Annotated in this window: 18 protein-coding genes and 1 riboswitch; of the genes, 12 read left to right on the forward strand and 6 right to left on the reverse strand. The window is 47.4% G+C overall.

From position 1 onward, the window contains the following. Positions 1-296: 296 nt before the first annotated feature. On the forward strand, positions 297-2075 hold the full coding sequence (locus tag RBB45_RS13625; protein ID WP_224948561.1) for a cation:proton antiporter: 1779 nt from the start codon (positions 297-299) through the stop codon (positions 2073-2075). Positions 2076-2148: 73 nt separating this feature from the next. Here the strand turns inward: RBB45_RS13625 and RBB45_RS13630 are convergent, their stop codons facing one another. The 5 genes from RBB45_RS13630 to RBB45_RS13650 form a co-directional block, all read right to left on the reverse strand. Next, the gene (locus RBB45_RS13630) at positions 2149-2844 is read right to left on the reverse strand and encodes an ABC transporter ATP-binding protein (RefSeq protein WP_224948567.1); all 696 of its coding nucleotides are present in this window, start codon (positions 2842-2844) and stop codon (positions 2149-2151) included. A 17-nt stretch (positions 2845-2861) separates the two neighbouring features. Then, positions 2862-4325: an ABC transporter permease gene (locus tag RBB45_RS13635; protein WP_224948569.1), complete on the reverse strand. Its 1464-nt coding sequence runs from the start codon at positions 4323-4325 to the stop codon at positions 2862-2864. Positions 4326-4468: 143 nt separating this feature from the next. Continuing rightward, positions 4469-4900 carry a hypothetical protein gene (locus RBB45_RS13640; RefSeq protein ID WP_129613097.1) on the reverse strand — a complete coding sequence of 144 codons (432 nt, stop codon included), beginning with the start codon at positions 4898-4900 and terminating at the stop codon, positions 4469-4471. Beyond that, positions 4900-5403: a DinB family protein gene (locus RBB45_RS13645; RefSeq protein ID WP_009794651.1), complete on the reverse strand. Its 504-nt coding sequence runs from the start codon at positions 5401-5403 to the stop codon at positions 4900-4902. The genes RBB45_RS13640 and RBB45_RS13645 overlap by 1 nt, the downstream gene beginning before the upstream one ends. Positions 5404-5469: 66 nt before the next feature. Beyond that, positions 5470-6180 carry a uracil-DNA glycosylase family protein gene (locus RBB45_RS13650; RefSeq protein WP_129613098.1) on the reverse strand — a complete coding sequence of 237 codons (711 nt, stop codon included), beginning with the start codon at positions 6178-6180 and terminating at the stop codon, positions 5470-5472. A 309-nt stretch (positions 6181-6489) separates the two neighbouring features. Between RBB45_RS13650 and RBB45_RS13655 the strand changes: the two genes are divergently transcribed. The 11 genes from RBB45_RS13655 (at position 6490) to pdxA (ending at position 18902) form a co-directional block, all read left to right on the forward strand. After that, positions 6490-8148, forward strand: a complete 1659-nt coding sequence (locus RBB45_RS13655; protein ID WP_224948571.1) for an alkaline phosphatase — start codon at positions 6490-6492, stop codon at positions 8146-8148. Between the two features lie 157 nt (positions 8149-8305). Further along, a riboswitch (glycine riboswitch) is annotated at positions 8306-8385 on the forward strand. Positions 8386-8544: 159 nt separating this feature from the next. Further along, the gene (locus tag RBB45_RS13660) at positions 8545-9921 is read left to right on the forward strand and encodes an amino acid permease (protein WP_224948573.1); all 1377 of its coding nucleotides are present in this window, start codon (positions 8545-8547) and stop codon (positions 9919-9921) included. A 69-nt stretch (positions 9922-9990) separates the two neighbouring features. After that, positions 9991-10851, forward strand: a complete 861-nt coding sequence (locus RBB45_RS13665) for an MBL fold metallo-hydrolase (protein ID WP_224948577.1) — start codon at positions 9991-9993, stop codon at positions 10849-10851. A gap of 10 nt (positions 10852-10861) precedes the next feature. Continuing rightward, a complete protein-coding gene (locus RBB45_RS13670) occupies positions 10862-10996 on the forward strand; it encodes a hypothetical protein (protein ID WP_009794643.1) in 135 nt (44 codons plus the stop codon). A 17-nt stretch (positions 10997-11013) separates the two neighbouring features. Further along, positions 11014-11646 (forward strand): copper homeostasis protein CutC, encoded by a 633-nt coding sequence (locus tag RBB45_RS13675; protein WP_306009753.1) that lies wholly within the window; start codon positions 11014-11016, stop codon positions 11644-11646. Positions 11647-11951: 305 nt separating this feature from the next. Further along, complete coding sequence (locus RBB45_RS13680) at positions 11952-12590, forward strand: helix-turn-helix domain-containing protein (RefSeq protein ID WP_009794641.1); 639 nt, start codon at positions 11952-11954, stop codon at positions 12588-12590. A gap of 15 nt (positions 12591-12605) precedes the next feature. Beyond that, positions 12606-13574 (forward strand): LCP family protein, encoded by a 969-nt coding sequence (locus RBB45_RS13685; protein ID WP_224948581.1) that lies wholly within the window; start codon positions 12606-12608, stop codon positions 13572-13574. Between the two features lie 119 nt (positions 13575-13693). Then, positions 13694-15385, forward strand: a complete 1692-nt coding sequence (locus tag RBB45_RS13690) for a sigma-54-dependent transcriptional regulator (protein WP_224948583.1) — start codon at positions 13694-13696, stop codon at positions 15383-15385. 179 nt (positions 15386-15564) lie between these two features. Continuing rightward, positions 15565-16545 (forward strand): 2-keto-3-deoxygluconate permease, encoded by a 981-nt coding sequence (locus tag RBB45_RS13695; protein ID WP_009794638.1) that lies wholly within the window; start codon positions 15565-15567, stop codon positions 16543-16545. Between the two features lie 58 nt (positions 16546-16603). Next, positions 16604-17908, forward strand: coding sequence for a four-carbon acid sugar kinase family protein (locus RBB45_RS13700; protein WP_224948586.1), 1305 nt, complete (start codon positions 16604-16606; stop codon positions 17906-17908). 19 nt (positions 17909-17927) lie between these two features. Further along, complete coding sequence (pdxA, locus tag RBB45_RS13705; RefSeq protein ID WP_009794636.1) at positions 17928-18902, forward strand: 4-hydroxythreonine-4-phosphate dehydrogenase PdxA; 975 nt, start codon at positions 17928-17930, stop codon at positions 18900-18902. Between the two features lie 136 nt (positions 18903-19038). Here pdxA and RBB45_RS13710 read toward each other — a convergent pair whose 3' ends face one another. Further along, positions 19039-19503, reverse strand: a complete 465-nt coding sequence (locus RBB45_RS13710) for a VanZ family protein (protein ID WP_224948593.1) — start codon at positions 19501-19503, stop codon at positions 19039-19041. Between the last annotated feature and the right edge of the window lie 49 nt (positions 19504-19552).

Consider the following 19552-nt stretch of genomic DNA (forward strand, 5'->3'; position numbering starts at 1 on the left):
TAAGCCCAATAATAGATTCTTTCGGAGAACCAGCAATTAAAATCACTGTAAAAAAATCAGATGATTGCTGAACTTATCTGTAATACCACATTAAAACCTCCTCTTTCCGGATTTTACCCTTCCGCAATTAGAAGTAAAGGCCATCATGTTTTTCTATTTGAAAAGCGCCAAGGATCAATATCTGAAGCCAATCTATTTCTATACCGCCCAATAATTTGGTAAACTTTCCGGTATGTGATAAGTGAAAAATATGCCAATTGGAGAAGGTGATTGAGATTCAACCAGAATTTACTTTAATGAGCATAGTTATTGTGATTGTACTCGGTATGTTTTCGCAGTGGCTGGCGTGGCGGATTCAGTGGCCATCCATCGTAATCATGACGGTTGCCGGGCTTTTAATTGGCCCGATATTCGGCCTTGTCAATCCGCAGGAAGGGCTGGGGGAGCTGTACAGCCCGATTATCTCTCTTGCTGTTGCACTGATCTTATTTGAGGGCAGTACGAGCCTTGATATCCGCGAGCTGAAAGGCATTTCCAAGTCTGTTTTTCGCATTGTAACACTTGGAGCACTCATTGCCTGGATCGGCGGTTCTTTAGCAGCCCACTATATTGCCGGGCTGGATCTTGAAATTTCCTTTATCATCGGCGGATTATTTGTAGTGACCGGGCCTACAGTCATCATCCCATTGCTCAGGCAGGCAAAATTGTCTGCCCGCGTCTCTTCGGTTCTGAAGTGGGAAGGAATCATTGTAGATCCAATTGGTCCTTTACTGGCCTTATTTGCTTATGAAATTATCAAAATTACCTTGGATGGACCTTTTCAGTTTAAAGATTTCATTCCGTTTTTTATCGAGGCCCTCCTGGCGACTTTAATCGGTCTTGTAATAGGGCTGCTTGTCAGCTTCCTGGTGAGCAGAGGATTGTTCCCTGAATACTTGAAATCACCGCTGATCTTTTGCTTTGTCCTGATTTGCTTCACGCTTGGCGAAGGGATCATGCATGAGACTGGGATGCTGGCTGTAACAGTCATGGGACTGACGCTTGCCCGGACGAAGAAGCATGTCCATTCAATCGGAAGCATCGGCCATTTTATGGAGAACATTTCGGTTATGCTGACGTCCACTGTCTTTATATTATTGACGGCCTCTTTGACAAGAGAGACGATTATGGACGTTTTCACGTGGCCGATCATTTTATTTGTCATCACTATGCTGTTTCTTATCAGGCCGGTGTCTATCTGGCTTTCCACAATCGGAACAGAGCTGACACTGCAGGAAAAAACACTCGTGAGCTGGATTGCGCCAAGGGGAATCGTTGCCTTGACGGTTTCAGGGTATTTTGCCGCTTTATTAATAGAAGATGGCTATTCAAATGCAACGATACTAACGCCGCTCACCTTGGCCCTTGTTTTTATTACGGTGTGCGCCCATGGCTTTTCCATCGGTCCGATTGCCCGGAAGCTGAAATTGGCAAATCCGGAGTCTTCAGGCGTCCTGATGGTGGGGGCGAGCAGTTTCGCGATTGCCTTCGCTAAGCATTTGAAGGAGATAAACGTTTCCGCCCTGATCACAGACACGTCCGCTGACCGCCTCTTCCTTGCAAAAAGGCTGGAGATTCCGACCTATCAGGGGGAGATTCTTTCCGAGCACAGCGATTTCGAAATCGACAAAAGCCCTTATAATTTCCTCCTGGCTATGAAAGGGAATGCAGCCTATAACGCGCTTGTTTGCCAAACCTATCTTCCTGAATTCGGATATAACCATACCTTCTCGCTGCCGACAGCAGAAAGGAAAACCGAGCATAAGGAAATCTCCACCGCGTTCAAAGCACATCTGCTGTTTGGAGAAGAAGCGACCTTTACTGAGCTGAACAGAATGGTCAATATCGGCTATAAACTGAAGACAATTGAAATTGACAGCAAGCAGACAGTGGAAAAAGAAGAAACGGAAACGGACAGAATTCCGCTATGCGTAAAAAGAAAGAACGGCAGCCTTGTTTTTTTCACCTTCAGCGAAAAGCCTGTACTAAATGAGGGAGATTTGCTAGTGGTGTTAGAGCAGGGGGAGAAAGAATAAATATAGGTGCCTGACCCATTCTGAGCTGTAAAGCAGCGTGGGCCAGGCACCTTTCCTATTTTTTCAGCAGCAATCAGACCAGGGTTTCAGCACATTCTCTTTTGTTCAAAGTAATCTTCCCCTTTGATAGCTTGATCGTAATGTCAGATTTCTCAGCAATATTCTGGTCATGGGTTACAACAATCACACATTTCCCTTCGTTATGAGCCAAGTCCTTCAGCAGGTTCACAATTTCGTTTGCTGTGTTTTCATCCAGATTTCCTGTCGGTTCATCGGCCACAATCAGATCAGCTTCGCAGCAGAGTGCCCGGGCAATCGAGACACGCTGCTGCTGGCCGCCGCTTAGTGTCAGCACTTTCTGGTGTGCCTGCCTGCTGGAGATGCCGACACGCTCCAGCATATTCAATGCGAATTCTTTTTTATTCTTATGGCTTGCCCCTGTGATTTCCATTGCCGTCATCACGTTTTGAAGCCCTGTCATATAGGGAAGCAGATTGTAAGATTGAAAAACAATGGATACATACTTATTGCGGAATTTCGTTAGCCCGATTTTCTTTATATCCTTCCCCTCATATACTACCGCTCCCTCTTTGGGAACATCCAGGGCGCTGGCGAGCGCAAGGAACGTCGTTTTTCCTGAACCGGATGGGCCGATGATTGTGTAAAAAGCCCCCCTCTCAAAGCTGACATTGATATTGTTAAGGATCATATGCTTTTTATTCTCTTGTTTGTACCAATAACTAATATTTTCAAATTTGAGTAAAGTCATTTTGTCTCCTCCATCCTTTAATCCTGTCTGCTCAATATCGTTTTAGGCTGAAGACGCAAAACCGTTAAGGATGGCAGCAGGGCAGACAGGGCTGCAATCAGAATGCCAATCATTGCAAGCATGGCAAGATCTTCTGCTGTGACGCTTACGTCCAATTCCTGAATGGTTTCAGCCTGCTCTGATTGAGCTTCAGGCATACCCGGCATTCCGCCGCCAAAGCGCATCCCCCCGCCGCGGAAGGATTCAGGTTCTGAGGTTTCCGCAGCTGACTGCAATTCCTGATTCAATAGCTGGTCGCTCACTTCTTTGGCCACGATATTGCCGCTGAGAGTAGCAATTCCGAGGGAAAGCGCCGCAACGAGAAGAATCTCAGCGATGAACTGGCCGGCCATTTTCCAGCGCCGTTCACCAATTGCCAAAAGGACGCCCATCTCATATTTGCGTTCACGAATCGACATCATCACAATCAGCCCCAAAATGATGGCACCTGCAATAGAGACAAGATAAACAATATTATTTGAAAAGCTTGCTACGTTCTCGATTGGCCCGACCATCTGCTGGTACAGCTGATCATTTGCATCAAGTTTAAAGGTTTCAAAATCAATGCTGCTCTCCTTTTTCGCCTGTGCGACAAAGCTTTCCATATCAGCAGGATCATCAATATAGTAAGTGGCACTGTCAATGGTCCCCTCATAGCCGCTGCCTTTAAGTGCAGCAGCATTGGTATAAGGCACATAAAGCTTGTTATATGGAATCATGGCAGTAAAGTCCATGCCCTGGTCAGAGCCTGTGGAAGCTGTTTGATAGATACCTTTGATTTGGAGCTCGAGTGTGGCCGAATCATCTCTTGGATTGGCCACTGCAATGGAGTCGCCCACCTTCAGTCCGTTTTCCTCTGCAAGAGTCTGTTCAATGAGAACAACGTTTTTTCCCAGGTCGTCTTCCGTAATATGTTCACCCTCGATGATTGAAGCAGTGCCGTCCATGAATTCCGCAGTGGAATCAGTAAAGCTTACTCCCTGAAGGCTGACGTCTCCCTGGGCCATCCCGCCGCCCATCCTGCCGCCCGGAGCAGCTGATTCTGTGGTGCCTTCTTCTGTTGTTCCTGACTCATTATTTGTGATTGGTTCAAAGCTTGAAGCAAGGGCGGTAGTAGAAGAATAGAAATTATAGCCTTTGATTTGTTCATATGAGGTCAGTTCTTCTGCTGCTTCTGCAGGAATCGGGGCAGACTGGAATCGCATGCGTTCTCCGTTCGTCTGCTGGGACTGCATCTGCTCGCGCATCTTTTCCATATCGACCTGCAGGGTGACGTTAGCGCCAAGCTTCTGCCGGGCAAGATCGCCCGATTTTTTGGCGGCAGTCTGAATGGATAGGCCGGCCAGAACCAGGACGCAAATGACCGTGAAAACAAAAATTTGCAGCAGGCTTTTACCTTTCCTGGCTTTCACGCTTAAAAAAGACCTTTTTAAAAAGTTCATACATTTCTCTCCTTTAGCCAAATTGGGTACAAGGCTAATCTTAAGAGGAATTTATGGCAAAAATGTGAACGAAGTATTGCCTAAAAAGGAATAAAAACAGGTGCCTGGCCCCGTATTGCATATCAGCGGGGAAGGCACCTGTTCTATTTCCGTTTCTTAAGGTAAAAAGCAATAGCGATGGCAGCTGCCAGCAATAGAAGGGTGAGGAGGACATAAGGAACCAGATCCATCCAATGAGAAGGAGCCTCATGGGCAAAGACTGCTTTTCGCCATTCATTGTCCGCAATTTCAACAGCTATGCCCTCGTCAGTTGGCAGATCCTTTATCTCAAAATAATTTGTACCAATCTGATATTCATTGGAAGCATTCCCGTAGTATTCTCCCGTCATGTCATCAGGGCGGGTTTCTACTTCGCCAATATTCTCTCCGATTAGGCTTTCCGGCACGTTTTCATCTGTCACTTCATAAACATTTCCATCCCAGACGACGAAAGGGTAGGCCCAGCTTAATGCCTGGGCGGAAGCTGCGAAAATTATCAAAACGAATGGGAAAAGCAGCAGAGTTCTTTTCATCATCACATCTGCGGAGCTTCCATCCCCATCATGGCCCATTCCTCTTTGGCTGGGCCATAAACACCGGGAACCGTTAACCCGGCCTGGCGCATAAGGATGGTCATTTGCCCGCGATGGTGAATTTGGTGCTGGATGATGAAGAATAACAGCTGGCCGTTTGACATTCTTTGGCCGAAGAAGTCTTTTTCTTCGCTGAGAGTTTTATCTGTCCACTGCTCCTTGACTGCATGAGCGAGAGCGCTGCTCGCTTTTTGGTAGATATCAGAAATGAATTTGGCTGATTGGGGGACCGGATAGTCTTTGGCGGGTGCCTCAAAAGCCAGGCCGGTTTGAGAGGCCATTACACCGATTGCTGTTGCCGTATGCCAGGCAATCCTTCCCAGTGTCCAGTTCTGGGCTGTGACCTCCTGGGACAGGGATTCATCTGTCAGCTGGTCGAGGACCTTCTGTGTTGTATGTACTTCATAGTTCCATAGCTTTAAAAAACCATCCAATGTCTGAAACATCTTCATTCCTCCTTGCTTCAATTCTTCACCAATATATTCCCTGTCTGAAGAGAATTACCTGTTTTTTCAAGGAAATACTTTTGGTGTAATTGAAATGCTGCTGATGATGGACTTTTTTACAGAGTTGTAAAACGGTTTGCCTGCCCTGTAAAGATAATTAGGATGATAGGTGCGAAAAGCCTGGGGATGCAAAGATCCTCCCTTTAACCTTGCTAGTTTTCCAGCAGGTTCATGAGCGAGTGGATGATAGGTCAAATTCGGCCACTCGGCTTTCAGGTATTGGTCATATCGCGGTCCTGTGAAAAATAGAACCACGTCAGGCTTCAGGATCTCCAATTCTTCCCTGATCACAGGGAATGCTTCCTTTTGAATAGCTACCAGACTCTTCTTGGGAGCGCCTTTGCTGTTTTCCTTTCCTAGCTTGATAAGATTATTCCAGACTATCTCGACACGCTTGTCCGGGTAAGCTTCTTTTATATCCCCGGTATAATCTTTTACCGTGTTCCAAAAAGGCCCTCCATAGCGGAAGCACTTCCCCTCGCCAAAAAACCTGGAGTAGGTCCCCAGCAGCTCCTCTATGGATTTAGAGCCCAGGCTGCCTTCCCATGTATTCGTTTCCTGGCCCAAGAACATTACTTTTAAGTCGGCTTTTTGATATTGTTCCTCATCGTTTATTTTCAGAAGAAGAGGGTTGCTGAGATTGTTTCCTTCAAGAGAAGAGAGCATGCCTGGATAATATTTTTCGTATAAGTTATAAAGCTGTTTGTTTATCATCATATTCCCTTTCTTTTTTATCATATATGGATGACTTTACCACAAATTAGGGGCAGATGAAGGGTTGGTTAATTATCCTGCTTGCAAGGAGCATATTCTAAAAGGAGTTATGAGGAAATCATTAGGCACTGCTCACTTCAGCTCGGAACTTGAGCAGAATATCCTAATAAAATCTTACTTTTAACAAAGGATAAAACATGCCATATGTCCTGTTTCCTGCAATTTACAATCACTTAACAGAATATCACAAGAAAATTAATACATCCTCATTATGCTGATAATTAGAAACTATCAATTAAAGGGGGATTTGAAATGAAGAATCATTTGAGGAATAAGGTTGCCGGGATTTCTGTGGCTGCGGCTGTTGCGTTTTCTTCTCTGGGATTTGCTGTAAACAATCACCTGGCTGAGGCAAAGGACAACAAGAAGAAAGAGCCTGCCAATGTCATTATGATGGTCATGGACGGGACAAGCGCAGGGGCCACTAACCTGGCGAGATGGTACAAAGGCGGGAATCTGGCGATGGATGAGATCCTCATCGGGGGGGTGCGCACCCATTCCGCAGAATCGGCAATCACGGATTCTGCACCTGCTGCAACGGCTTTAGCGACAGGCAATAAAAGCAATGACAAGGTAATCGGGCTTCTGCCTGCACTGGTGAATACACCGGGTGTCTCTCCAGTCAGCGAGAAGGATGCCCACAGACCGGTGGCCAATGTGCTCGAGGGGGCAAAGCTGGCTGGAAAGTCGACAGGAATCATTTCCACATCTGAAATTCAGCATGCAACGCCTGCAGGATTTTCATCACATGCGGCGCACCGCAGCAATTATCAGGACATTGCCGAGCAGCAGGTATACCAGGGCATTGATGTAGTCCTTGGCGGAGGCAAAGAATCTCTGGCACCAGGAACAACCAAGAATGCCCGCGTTGATGGCGAGAATCTATTGAATGTGATCAGCCGAAACGGCTACCAGTTTGTCGAGACAAAGGAAGCCCTCCTAAAATCGAAATCAAATAAAATCTGGGGCTCATTTGCGCCTTCCGCAATGGCCTATGACTTTGACCGAAAGGCTGCAAAGAGCAGCCAGCCTTCTCTGGCTGATATGACGAAAAAAGCGATCACAACGCTGGACAAGAACAAAGAAGGCTTCTTCCTGTTTGTTGAAGGAAGCAAGGTGGACTGGGCAGCGCATGCCAATGACACCGTCGGAATTCTTAGTGATGTACTGGCATTTGATGATGCAGTGAAAGAAGCCCTCGATTTTGCGAAAAAAGACGGCAACACAATGGTCATCGCAGTCAGTGACCACGGAAACAGCGGAATCACAATGGGGAACGTCAACACAAACAGCAATTACCCGGAAATTCCTGTATCAGCTTATATCGACCCGCTGAAAAAAGCGTCCATGACACTTGAAGGGGCTTTAAGCCAACTGAAAGCAGACCGCTCAAACATGGAAAAAGTGGCCGGCCTGTACGGATTGGATAATCTGACAAAAGAAGAACTCGATAAATTGAAGGCGTCCGCAAACCTGCAGTCTGATATGGCCAAAATGCTCGCAAACCGCGCGAATATCGGCTTCTCCACTGGCGGGCATACCGGCGAGGATGTATTCTTGTACGCATATGGACCATCAAGGCCTTTCGGATTGATCGATAACACTGATATTGCTAAAGCAATGGCAAAGCATATGGGCTTCAACCTGAAATCCGTTACAGACAAGCTGTTCGTCAATGCGAAAGAGTCGTTTGAGAAAAAAGGCTACAAGACCCGCATTGATGTAACAGATGCGAACAACCCGGTCTTTATCGCAGAAAAAAGCAAGACAAAGATCGAACTGCCTGTGAACAAAAATATCGCTCATATCGTACAGAACAACAGGATTGTCACGAAAAAACTCGATGGCGTCACGGTCTTTAACGGAAAAGATTTCTATGTTTCCGAAAAGGCTTTGAATCTGTCTAAATAATGGTACAAGAGGTGCTTCCCCGGGGAGGCGCCTTTTTCTTTTTGTTAGAGAAGGAAAACGGAACGGTTGACAAACGACCCGTTCGCTACTATTATATAAAAAATATTGCTGTATAATTTCATACCAAGCTATGAATGCCATGGGTCGTGCTGTGGCAGGAGCAGCTTCTGGAGAGACCGCGGGTTTCCGCGGCGCCGAAGGGTTCACCATCTCAGGCAAAAGGACAGAAGAGTATTGGATATACATTTGGCATGCTTTATGACTTGCCTTTATATTCGTTATTCTGATGATCAGGAGATTGGGGATTCCCCAGTCTCTTTTTTTATTGCAGTAAAACTTTGTGTTCAATATTTCACATCTAAGGGTCAGACCCCATTTTAAGAGGAGGAATCAGGAATGGCACAGCAGGAGTTAAAAAGAGATTTAGCCAATCGGCATGTACAGTTGATCGCGATTGGCGGCACGATTGGGACAGGGTTGTTCCTTGGGTCCGGAAAAGCGATCCAGCAGGCCGGCCCGTCCATCATCCTTGCATATCTGCTCGTCGGAACCGCCTTGTTTTTTGTCATGAGGGCACTTGGGGAGCTGCTCTTATCAAAAGCGGGCTATCAATCTTTCACAGATATCGCCGAAGATTATCTTGGGCCGCGGGCAGCTTTTGTGACAGGCTGGACCTATTGGTTCTGCTGGATCATGACCGCGATGGCCGATGTAATCGCAGTCGGCGTCTATGTTCAATACTGGTTCGACATCCCGCAATGGGTGCCGGCCATCATCTCCCTGATTATCCTGCTCGGATTCAACCTGCTGACGGTCAAGCTGTTCGGGGAGCTGGAGTTCTGGTTTGCCCTAATAAAAGTAATTACGATCCTTGGGCTGATCGCAGTCGGCATCTTCCTGCTGATCACCGGATTTAAGACCGATGCGGGAACCGTTTCGCTGAGCAATCTCTGGGAACATGGCGGAGCATTCCCGAACGGGGCGGCAGGATTCTTATTTTCCTTCCAGATGGTAGTCTTTGCCTTCGTTGGCGTGGAACTCGTTGGCGTTTCGGCAGCGGAAACGAGCAGCCCGCAGAAAAATATCCCGGCTGCCATCAATAAGATCCCGCTCCGCATCCTGTTTTTCTATGTAGGCGCCCTGATCGTCCTTTTGTCGATCAATCCATGGACAGACCTGAATGCAGCAGAAAGTCCCTTTGTGAAAACCTTCAGCCTCTTCGGGATCCCGGTTGCAGCTGGAATCATCAATTTCGTCGTCCTGACTTCAGCCGCATCTGCCTGCAACAGCGGGCTGTTCTCAACGAGCCGGATTCTGTTCAGCCTAAGCAAAAACAATCAGGCACCGGCACGTCTGAACAGGCTGAATAAGCAGCATGTACCGGCCAACGCTCTGTGGCTGTCTGCCCTGGTCGTATCAGTGGGGGCTCTTTTAAGCAAGCTCTTGCCAGGACAGGCGTTTGCCATTGTGACCACCATCAGCGCAATCTGCTTCATCTGGGTATGGGGCGTCATCCTGATCTGCCATCTGAAGTATAAAAGAACGCGCCCTGAGCTGCATGCGGAATCTGCTTTCAAGGCGCCGTTCACTCCATTAGTGAATTATCTCGTTCTCGCATTGTTTGCGATGATCCTCCTGATCATGCTGATTGCCGAAGAAACAAGGCCGGCGCTCCTGCTGACGCCTGTGTGGTTCCTTCTGCTGTATGTAGTCTATTTTTACAGAGGGAAGAAGAAGAAGGAAGAAGTGCCTGCGGTTAAAGGAGTACATTAAGATGGCCATGATTATCTCCCTGAATTATGCTATAAAGAAAGGGCATAGAAATCAGCCAAAGGAGATTGAATGATGGAGCAAGAATTGGTTCTATGGTCAGACAGGATTTCATATTTAACGCCTGTCGGCCCGACAGACAGGCCGATCCTGATGGCTGTCTCGGGGGATAAGCATACCTTAATGATAGATGCCGGCAATTCTGCGGCACACGCAAAGCTATTTTTGGAAAAATTAAAAGAAGCGGGTAGGCCGGAGCCAACTGTGGCAGCCATTACCCATTGGCATTGGGACCATATTTTTGGGCTTGAATCCCTGGATATCCCGTCGATTGCCTCTGTTGATACAAGGGTGGAGATGGAAAAACTGGTCCCATTTAAGTGGGATGACCGATCACTGGACGAGCGGGTTGAGGAGGGAATTGAGATCCAGTTCTGTGCGGATGCGATCAAGGAAGAATTCCCGCAGCAGGAACGGCCTATCCGGATCAGCCTGCCGGACATAACATTCAAGGATGAAATGACGATCGACCTTGGCGGCATCACCTGTGTCCTGAAGCAGGTGGGCGGAGACCACGCCCCTGATTCGGTCATTATTTATATAAAAGAAGAGCGGATGGCCTTTCTGGCCGATGCGACTGCGCCGAAGATGTATGCGCCAACCTGGCGTTTTACGGCCAAGGCAACACTCGACATGCTTGATAAAATTGAGATGTTCAATGCGGATACGTATATCTCCTCCCACTGGAAGCCTATTACAAAAGAAGAATACCAGGCGGAGGCGAGTCTGCTCCGGACTCTGTCCCACTTAGTGGCAGCGTACGAAGGCGATCAGGACAAGATGAAAAAAGGTCTTGAAGCGTTTTACGGCCGGCCGCTTACCAATGAAGAACAAGAAACGCTCATATACTTTGTGAATGGTTTTATAGGATAGGGGGATGAAGATGGCGAAAAAGAGATGGCTGGTGATCCTGCTGCTTCTATTAATTGCAGCAGGCGTATTGGATATCCTATTTGAGGGGCTGTTTTTTCAAATGCTGCCCGATTCAATCCAAACTAATTTAAGGGACATGCTTTAAGCCGAAAGGATGAGAAGATGCTGAAGGAAGTGTGTGTAGAAAATCTGACACTGATTCCCGAGAAGATCAGTAAAGGCGCCCAACGCGTGGAGCTGTGCGATAATCTTTCGGTCGGAGGGACAACCGTCAGCCATGGTGTTGCCGTGAAGGCAATCGACTATTGCCGCAGGCATAATGCGGGAGTCATGGCGATGGTGAGGCCGCGGGGCGGAGATTTTGTCTACAGAGTGGAAGAAATCGAGGTTATGAAGGAAGACATTATTCATCTTAAGCAGCTCGGCGCAGATGGCGTGGTGTTCGGCTGCCTGACGGAGGATGGCTGGATTGATGAAGGGGCTATGAAGGTTTTATTGGAGCTTGCAGAAGGGCTGGAGACTGTCTTTCATATGGCGTTTGACCATATCCGGCATGACAGGCAGCTGGAGGCCATAGACTGGCTGGCGGAGCATGGTGTGAACCGGATTCTGACGCATGGCGGGCCATCTGAGTCTGGAATCCTTGAGAATCTGCCGCGTCTTCAGGAGTATATGGAACACGCTGCAGGCCGGATTACGATCATGCCGGGCGGCGGGATTACGGATGAAAATCTTCCTGAGATTGCGGCAGAGCTGGATATTCGAGAGATTCATGGGACCAGGATTGTTGGGTAAGTGCAAATTAGTGGGAGGGAGGCCGTGCGGAACGGTCTCTTTTTTTGTGCCCGCAAGATGGGCAGGTTGCAAATATATGGTGAAAGTCGCAAATAAAAAGGTAAAGTTTCAAATATCTTCCAGGAGTCGCAAATATCTCCCGAGACTCGCAAATAAGCGTCTGGAAATTCCTTCTGCCAGTTAAAAAAATCCCCTCGCAAACAGATAATGCCCTAACCAAGCATTCCCTTCTGAGGAATGTTGACAAAACGTCAACACTCTCTGTAATATTGATAGAAGTGATATAGCTAGAAAGGAAAGAGAGCATGGCAGAGAATAGCAAGGAAATTGGCGGGCTTCTGAAGGGGCTGCTGAAAGAGCGCTCACTTTCGATGAGAAAGCTGGGCCAGCTGGCGGGGATCGATCCAGCAGTGATTTCGAAGATCGTCAACGGAAAGCGCAAGGCGACCCCTGAGCATCTGCAGCGGTTTGCCGAGCATTTGAACGTTCCGATCTCCAGATTATATGAGGCCGCTGGCTATCCGCTCGGCCCCGCGCCAGAGCGCAATGACTCGATTGGCCAGATTCAGGATATCCTCAAAACGGCCCACCTGATGGACGGGGAATTCCGTCTTGAAGATGTGAAAGAAGAGCTGGCAAAATATGAAGAGCTTTCACAGACAGGGGAAGGGACCGGGAGGATTCTCAGCCAGTTTGATGAGAAGGTCAAAAAAGTGGCAGGCATGGGACCCTTTATCCAGCAGCTGCAGGAAATGTACGAGAAATTCTCCTTGAAAAAAGGCACGAAGACGGAGCTTGCCCTGATGGGAGGCGCTCTACTTTACTTCATTGCCGCTGTTGACTGCATCCCGGATTACCTCTTTCCGGTCGGATATTTAGACGATGCCGTGGTGATCCATTGGGCCATGAACGCCCTTCCGATGAAAAAAACAAAGACTATATAAAGGATTGGAGATAACATGAGCAGACTAGCACGCAATAAAAAGAAAAAACGCGGATGGAAAGTATTCACTGTTCTGCTGCTGCTGATTGTGGCAGCCGGCGGCTATTTCGCCTACCAATACCAGGCGGGTGTGGACATGGCTGACCCGGTGAAGGCGAAGCAAAAAGAAGAGGATATTGAGTTCAATGGGGTGAAAAGCCTTGATGATAAGATCAACGTCCTTTTGCTTGGAGTCGATGCACGTCCGGATGAAGAAAAGTCACGCACAGACTCTATCATGGTCGCACAATATGACCCGAAGGAAGGAACGGCCAAGGTTATTTCCGTCATGAGGGATATCTACACAGAAATCCCAGGCTATAAAAATTACAAACTCAACACTGCATTTTATCTGGGCGGACCGGACCTGCTCCGCGAAACGCTGAAAAATGATTTTGACCTGGATATTGAATATTATGCCCTGATCGACTTTAAAGGGTTTGAAAAAGTGGTTGATGCTCTTGCTCCGGAAGGGATTGAAATCGATGTAGAGAAGCAGATGTCCGCTAATATCGGTGTCTCCCTCGAGCCTGGGCTCCAAAGGCTGAATGGGCAGGAACTGCTTGGATATGCCCGCTTCCGCAAAGATGCCGAAGCTGATTTCGGACGGGTCCGCCGCCAGCAGCAGGTCATCAATGCCATGAAGGATCAGCTCCTGAGTGCTAATGGCGTCCTTAAACTGCCTAAGATGCTCGGCACCGTGCAGCCCTATATTCAGACAAACCTTAAGGGTGCAGACCTTCTCGGCTTAATGAAGAGCCTTGCCCTGAAGCAGCCGGAGACAGTGGAGACTCTGACCGTTCCTGTTGAAAACTCATATACCAATGAAAGATATGATGGAATCGGGCTGGCGCTCGATATCGACTTTGAACAAAATACAGAAGCCATCCAGGCGTTCCTGGATGGAGAACCAGCCAGTGTTCAAACCGGCACAACCGCTGAATAAAGAAAGAGCTGCAGCCTTCCTGGGGGGAGTGCTGCAGCTTTTTTGCTTTTACGGCTAATCGTTGCGATTTCCCTCATGGTATGCTATGTATGAAAGATATAAAAGAACGGGTGATGGAAATGAGTATGAGAATATTATTTATTGCCCCCTATCAGGCCATGTCGTATTTGATAGAGCAGTGCAGGGTGGAAGCGGGGGTGGATGTGGATGTAAAGGTGGCGAACCTCGAGGAGGCGGTCCCGATCGCTTCACAGGCAGAGCGGGATGGATATCATGTCATCATCAGCCGCGGAGGGACAGCCAAGAAGATTGAAAGATACACCAATCTCCCGGTCATCGATGTACATATTTCCGGCTACGATATGCTTAGGGTGCTGACGCTCGCCAATGATTTTCCAGGGAAAAAAGCGATTGTGGGCTTTTCGAATATCACTCTTGGGGCGAAGACGATCACGGATATTTTAGAGATTCCGACAGAGGTGTATACGGTTGATCAGGCGGAAGAAGTGGATATGCTCGTACCTCAATTAAAGGAACAGGGCTTCAGGGTCATCATGGGGGATGTGGTCACCGTCAATGTGGCCGATCATCATGGTCTGGAAGGTATCCTGATCCAGTCCGGGAAGGAAGCCATCTTTGATGCTTTCCAAAGGGCAAGCAGTGTTACGGCATTATTTCAAAAGAAGCAGGCAGAGATTGAAATGCTCAAAGCTGTACTCGGAAAAATGAGCAGCGATTTCCTTATATTGGATGATGATAAGAAGACTGTATTTGAACAATGGGAAACGATTGATTATTCATCGCTTCCGTTCAATCCCCAGTCCATCATATCCCAGCAGCAGGATGGAGAGATCAGCTCCTCAATCATTGAAGGCGAAGCCGGGGACAAAATAAAGGTGCAATCTTCGCCATTGATGGTTCAAGGGACGCGGTATGATCTCCTCACCTTCAGCAAGCTTCAAAACGAACGGCCGGACAGTTCGGGGCGGCTTGAATCTGTTGCCCAGTCCCCTTTGATCATTCATGAAAGCAAGCTTATGCGGGATTGCCTGCAGAATGTCGCAAATCATATAAAGAAGAACAAATGGAATTTGATTGGCGAAAAAGGGACAGGCAAACGGGACATGGCCCGCTATATCCATCATCAGAAACAGCAGGGGCAAGGCCTGCTGCTGATGGTTGATGCTGCTGAAGCGGCCCTCGGCAATATCCAGCTCGATGGGGATATATCGACCGTCTATATTACAGACACCAAGAATCTCGAGCCTGCCCAGGTGAAGAACCTGATTGAACGGGCACAAGATTGGAGCGGGAGCGGGAAGACCATTATTATCTCCCATGAAGAGGAGGATTCTTCTTTTCATAGCTGGCTGTTTGACGAAAGTGGAACACGTATCTATCTGCCTGCTCTCCGGAACCGCAAGGAAGATATCAGGTCGATTACGGCTTACTTCATCGCCGAGTCCCATCAGGAGCGTGGCACATCTCCGATCAAGATAAAGGAAGACGCCTTTCAGCTGCTCGAAACCTACGGATGGCCAGGCAATATTTCTGAGCTGAAGAGTGTAATCTTCGATGCGGCCGAAAACGAAAACGGCTACGTGCTGCAAAAAGAAACAATCAATGGGTTGTTGGAACAGAAACAGAATGAAGAAGCAATCCTGCCGGGGGAATTTTTGGAAGGCACACTAGAACAAATCGAAAAAAGAATCATCCAGGAATGCATGATTCAGGAAAACTTCAATCAAACTAAGGTGGCAAAGCGACTCGGGATTAACCGTTCCACCTTGTGGCGCAGGCTTAAGGATTAATTAAGCCTGTTTTTTTATATATAATTGTTTGAAAATGCAACGATTTATAGATTATATCTAAAAACGCATCACTTTTTTCGTGAAATCCATTGCAAAATACAATGAAAACGATTACTATAAGTTTGTAAACGATTTCAGTTTGTTTTAAATTTCAACAATGATAAAGGGGATGCTATACTATGAGAATAAAGGCAGGTCTAGAAAGAATTCCCGGCGGCATGATGGTTGTTCCACTGTTGCTTGCTGCCACTATAAATACATTTGCTCCAAATCTACTCAGAATCGGCAACTTTACTGAAGCATTATTTGTAAACGGTGCCAGCACGCTGATCGCATTGTTCCTCTTATGTACAGGGGCTCAGATTAATGTAAAATCCTTCGGGGTTTCCGTCGGAAAAGGTGCCACACTGCTTGCAACCAAGTGGGCAGTTGGTGCAGTCGCAGGTTTGATCGCTTATATGTTTGCCGGTGATAACGGATTATTCCTTGGACTTGCTCCAATTGCTGTCATCGCCGCGATGACAAACAGCAACGGCGGTCTGTTCGTTGCCCTTGTAGGACAATACGGCAGCAAAGAAGACCGTGCGGCCTACTCACTTTTGGCTTTGAATGATGGTCCGTTCCTGACAATGGTTGCCTTATCCATCTTCGGTGCCATGGGCTTTGTAAATGGAATGTTCTCTTTCCAATCCTTCATCGCCGTTCTTCTTCCGATCGTGGTCGGAATGGTGCTTGGAAACCTGGATGATGAGATGCGCACTTTCCTTGATAAAGGCAGCTCTATGCTGATTCCTTTCTTCGCCTTCGCGCTTGGTATGGGAATCGATTTCGGCGCTATCGTTAATGGCGGTTTGACAGGTGTTGTTCTCGGCTTCCTGACTGTGTTTGTAACAGGTACTGCCGGCTACTTCGTTTTCAAGGCATTGAAATGGAATCCAATCGTTGGGGCAGCGGAAGGGTCAACAGCAGGGAATGCGGTGGCAACACCGGCTGCGATTGCAGCAGCAAGCGCAAGCTTTTCCCAGTATGCTGATCTGGCGACAGTTCAGGTCGCAGCTTCCACAGTAACAACCGCAATCCTTCTGCCATTGTATATCGCCTTCCTCGTGAAGCGAATGGAGAAAAAAGGGTATGATTTCAGCAAAGAGGTTAACCGATAAAACTTTCAATGATTATAGAAAAATAGAAGAAATTCCAGCAACTAAGGGTGTGACTGCAATGCAAACAAAAATGGGAATTATCGCTGATGATCTGACCGGCTCAAATGATTCAGGTGTTCAATTGGCGAAAAAAGGATTCAATTCCACCGTTGTTATGGATATCGACATCAATGTCCACTCTCATACAGATGTGCTGATAGTTGATACCGACAGCCGCGGGAAAACGGAAGAAGCCGCATACGAAGCAGTGTCAAAAGCTGCTTCTCTTCTTTTTCAGCAAGGGTTTAATCATGTCTATAAAAAGGTCGATTCCACCCTGAGAGGTAATATTGCGTCCGAGCTGGCGTCACTGGCTGATGTGTACCAGCCGGAGGCGGTAGTGGTTGCACCTGCATTCCCGAAGCTGAACCGAACGACGCTTAACGGGAAACATTATGTAGACGGGCAGCTTATTACAGAAACGGAGTTCGGGCGTGATCCGAAGACGCCTGTAATTGAAAGCTATATACCTGATCTGCTAAAGGAGACCGTCAAGAATAAAATCATTCTGCTGAATGCTTCCCTGCTGAGGGGACCGAAGGATGAAGTCTTTTCTTTTATTGAAAAAGAGCTCCGTTCAGGAATTGCCTGGTTTGTCTGCGATGCGGAAACGGAGGCCGACCTGGAGCGGATTGCCAGGATCTTTGCCAGCTTAGAGAAGAAAACAGTCTGGGCAGGTTCAGGTGGATTGATTGACTATCTTCCGGAAGCATTGCAGCTTGATCCAGTTATCGGGCAGCAAAGAGAAGAAATCTCAATCCGGCAGACATTAATTGTCTCGGGAAGCTTATCCCAAGTGACGAAAAGCCAGCTTGAGAGTCTGCAGCAGGCTGAGAGAAGCTATTTTATCGAAGTAAATCCTGTTGATTTAGTAAAAGATAGCCTTAATATAGACAGCCTTTTGAAAGAAGCAGGAAATGCAGAGGAAGACAGCCAGTTTATCCTATACGTCAATTCTTCGGAAGAAAACCGGATGCTGGCGAAGGATGCGGGAGCTGCGGAGAATCTTACCGCCAACCAAGTCAGTGAAAGGATTGCCTCTGGTCTTGGGAAAGCAGCCCGCATCTTCCTGGAGAAGGCAGATAAGATTGACGGCCTGATTTTAACTGGCGGGGATACAGCAAAAGCTGTATGCCAGGAGCTGGGTGTAAGTGAAATGGAGCTTCTCTCCGAAGTGGAGCCGGGACTGCCGTTTGGCAGGATCAAAAGCGGCGCCCGTAACTACTGGGCTGTAACGAAGGCCGGCGGATTCGGCAAGGAAGATTCTTTAATGAATGCGGTAAATTATATGATTGAAAGGGTTGAGAAATGTGAATCAAAATAAACCAACAGTAGGCATCACAATGGGAGACGCAGCGGGAGTCGGACCGGAAATTATCCTAAAAACGCTGGCAGATCAAGAAATCTACCAGATCTGCAACCCGCTTGTCATTGGGGACCGTAAAATCCTTGAACGTGCTAAAGGCTTTGTGGACAGCCAATTAACGATCGAAACAGTGAACGAACAGGATTTGGAAGGGCTGGACTACCAGCTGGGCACTGTCTATTGCCTGGACCTGGATCTATTGCCGGCCGACCTTCCTGTAGGGCAGGTATCACCTGAAGCGGGACATGCTGCATTTGAATTCGTCCGGACAGCGATTGAGCTTGCGGAGCAAAAGAAAATTGCTGCCATCTGTACAGCTCCTTTGAACAAGGAAGCGATGCAAAAAGGCGGACACAAATATCCCGGCCATACAGAAATTCTGGCAGACCTGACAAACACTCAGGATTACTCTATGATGCTTTCCGCGCCTAATCTGAAAGTCATTCATGTCACCACACATGTCGGCATACTGGATGCGGTGAAAATGATTAATCCTGAGCGTGTCTACCACGTCATCAAGCTAGCGCACGAAACATTGACAAAGGCGGGCATCGATTCACCGAAGATCGCTGTCTGCGGAATCAATCCGCATGCCGGTGAAAATGGATTGTTCGGCTATGGCGAAGAAGAAGAAAAGGTCATCCCAGGTGTTGAAAAAGCACAGGCGGAAGGAATCAATGCTATTGGCCCGCTTCCTGCTGACACACTGTTCTTCCGTGCTGTACGCGGCGATTTCGATATCGTCGTTGCCATGTACCACGATCAGGGCCACGGTCCTGTGAAGGTGCTCGGCCTTGATGCCGGCGTGAACATCACCGTCGGGCTGCCAATCATACGGACAAGCGTCGACCATGGCACAGCCTTCGATATCGCCGGCAAAGGAATCGCTGACGAGAAGAGCCTGGTGGAGGCGATGAGACAGGCAGTGGAATTAGCGCCTAAGTCAGTTTGATTATAGGCAGGAAAAAAGCTTGGATGCGAGGGCATCCGAGCTTTTTTTTATTATGCCTCTTTTACAGCAATATGGCTGTTAAATGTATAAGAAAGTACAGCCTAGGGGTTTCGCAGCAAGCAACATTTAGCCCGGGCTATCTTGATATCCTCCCAACAAATTTTGATTTCCAAAGGCCAAATCCTATCAAAGCACCAAGCATATTCAGAATATAATCATCGATATCAAAGCTTCCTCTTCTCGTAATAACCTGTATGATTTCTATCGTTATAAGCATGGCCGTCATGGAGACTGTAAACAGGATTATGCTATTCATTTTCTTTGTAAAGAAAGGAAGATAAACACCCATTGGCATTAACAAAACAAAATTGCCAAGAAGGTTTTTAATAGGTATATCTATGTTCATCCTTCCATCCGATAAGGCTTGAAAATACATGCTGATTGTTTTGAAGGGAATGAAATTTGAAGACTGCCTTATATAGTCTGTTAATGACATGCCGTCCCAGGCAAATCCCCTCGAACCTAAGAATAATATGGATGTTAACACAAATAAGTAAACTATGAAGCTTACGCTAAAAACAATCTTGAGTGCCTTTTTCATTTTTTCCTCCGATGAAACCTTTTTACATTCTCACACTATTAGACGAGAG

The sequence above is a fragment of the Bacillus sp. MMSF_3328 genome (assembly GCF_030733525.1).
In the GTDB taxonomy this organism is placed as follows: domain Bacteria; phylum Bacillota; class Bacilli; order Bacillales; family Cytobacillaceae; genus Bacillus_AB; species Bacillus_AB infantis.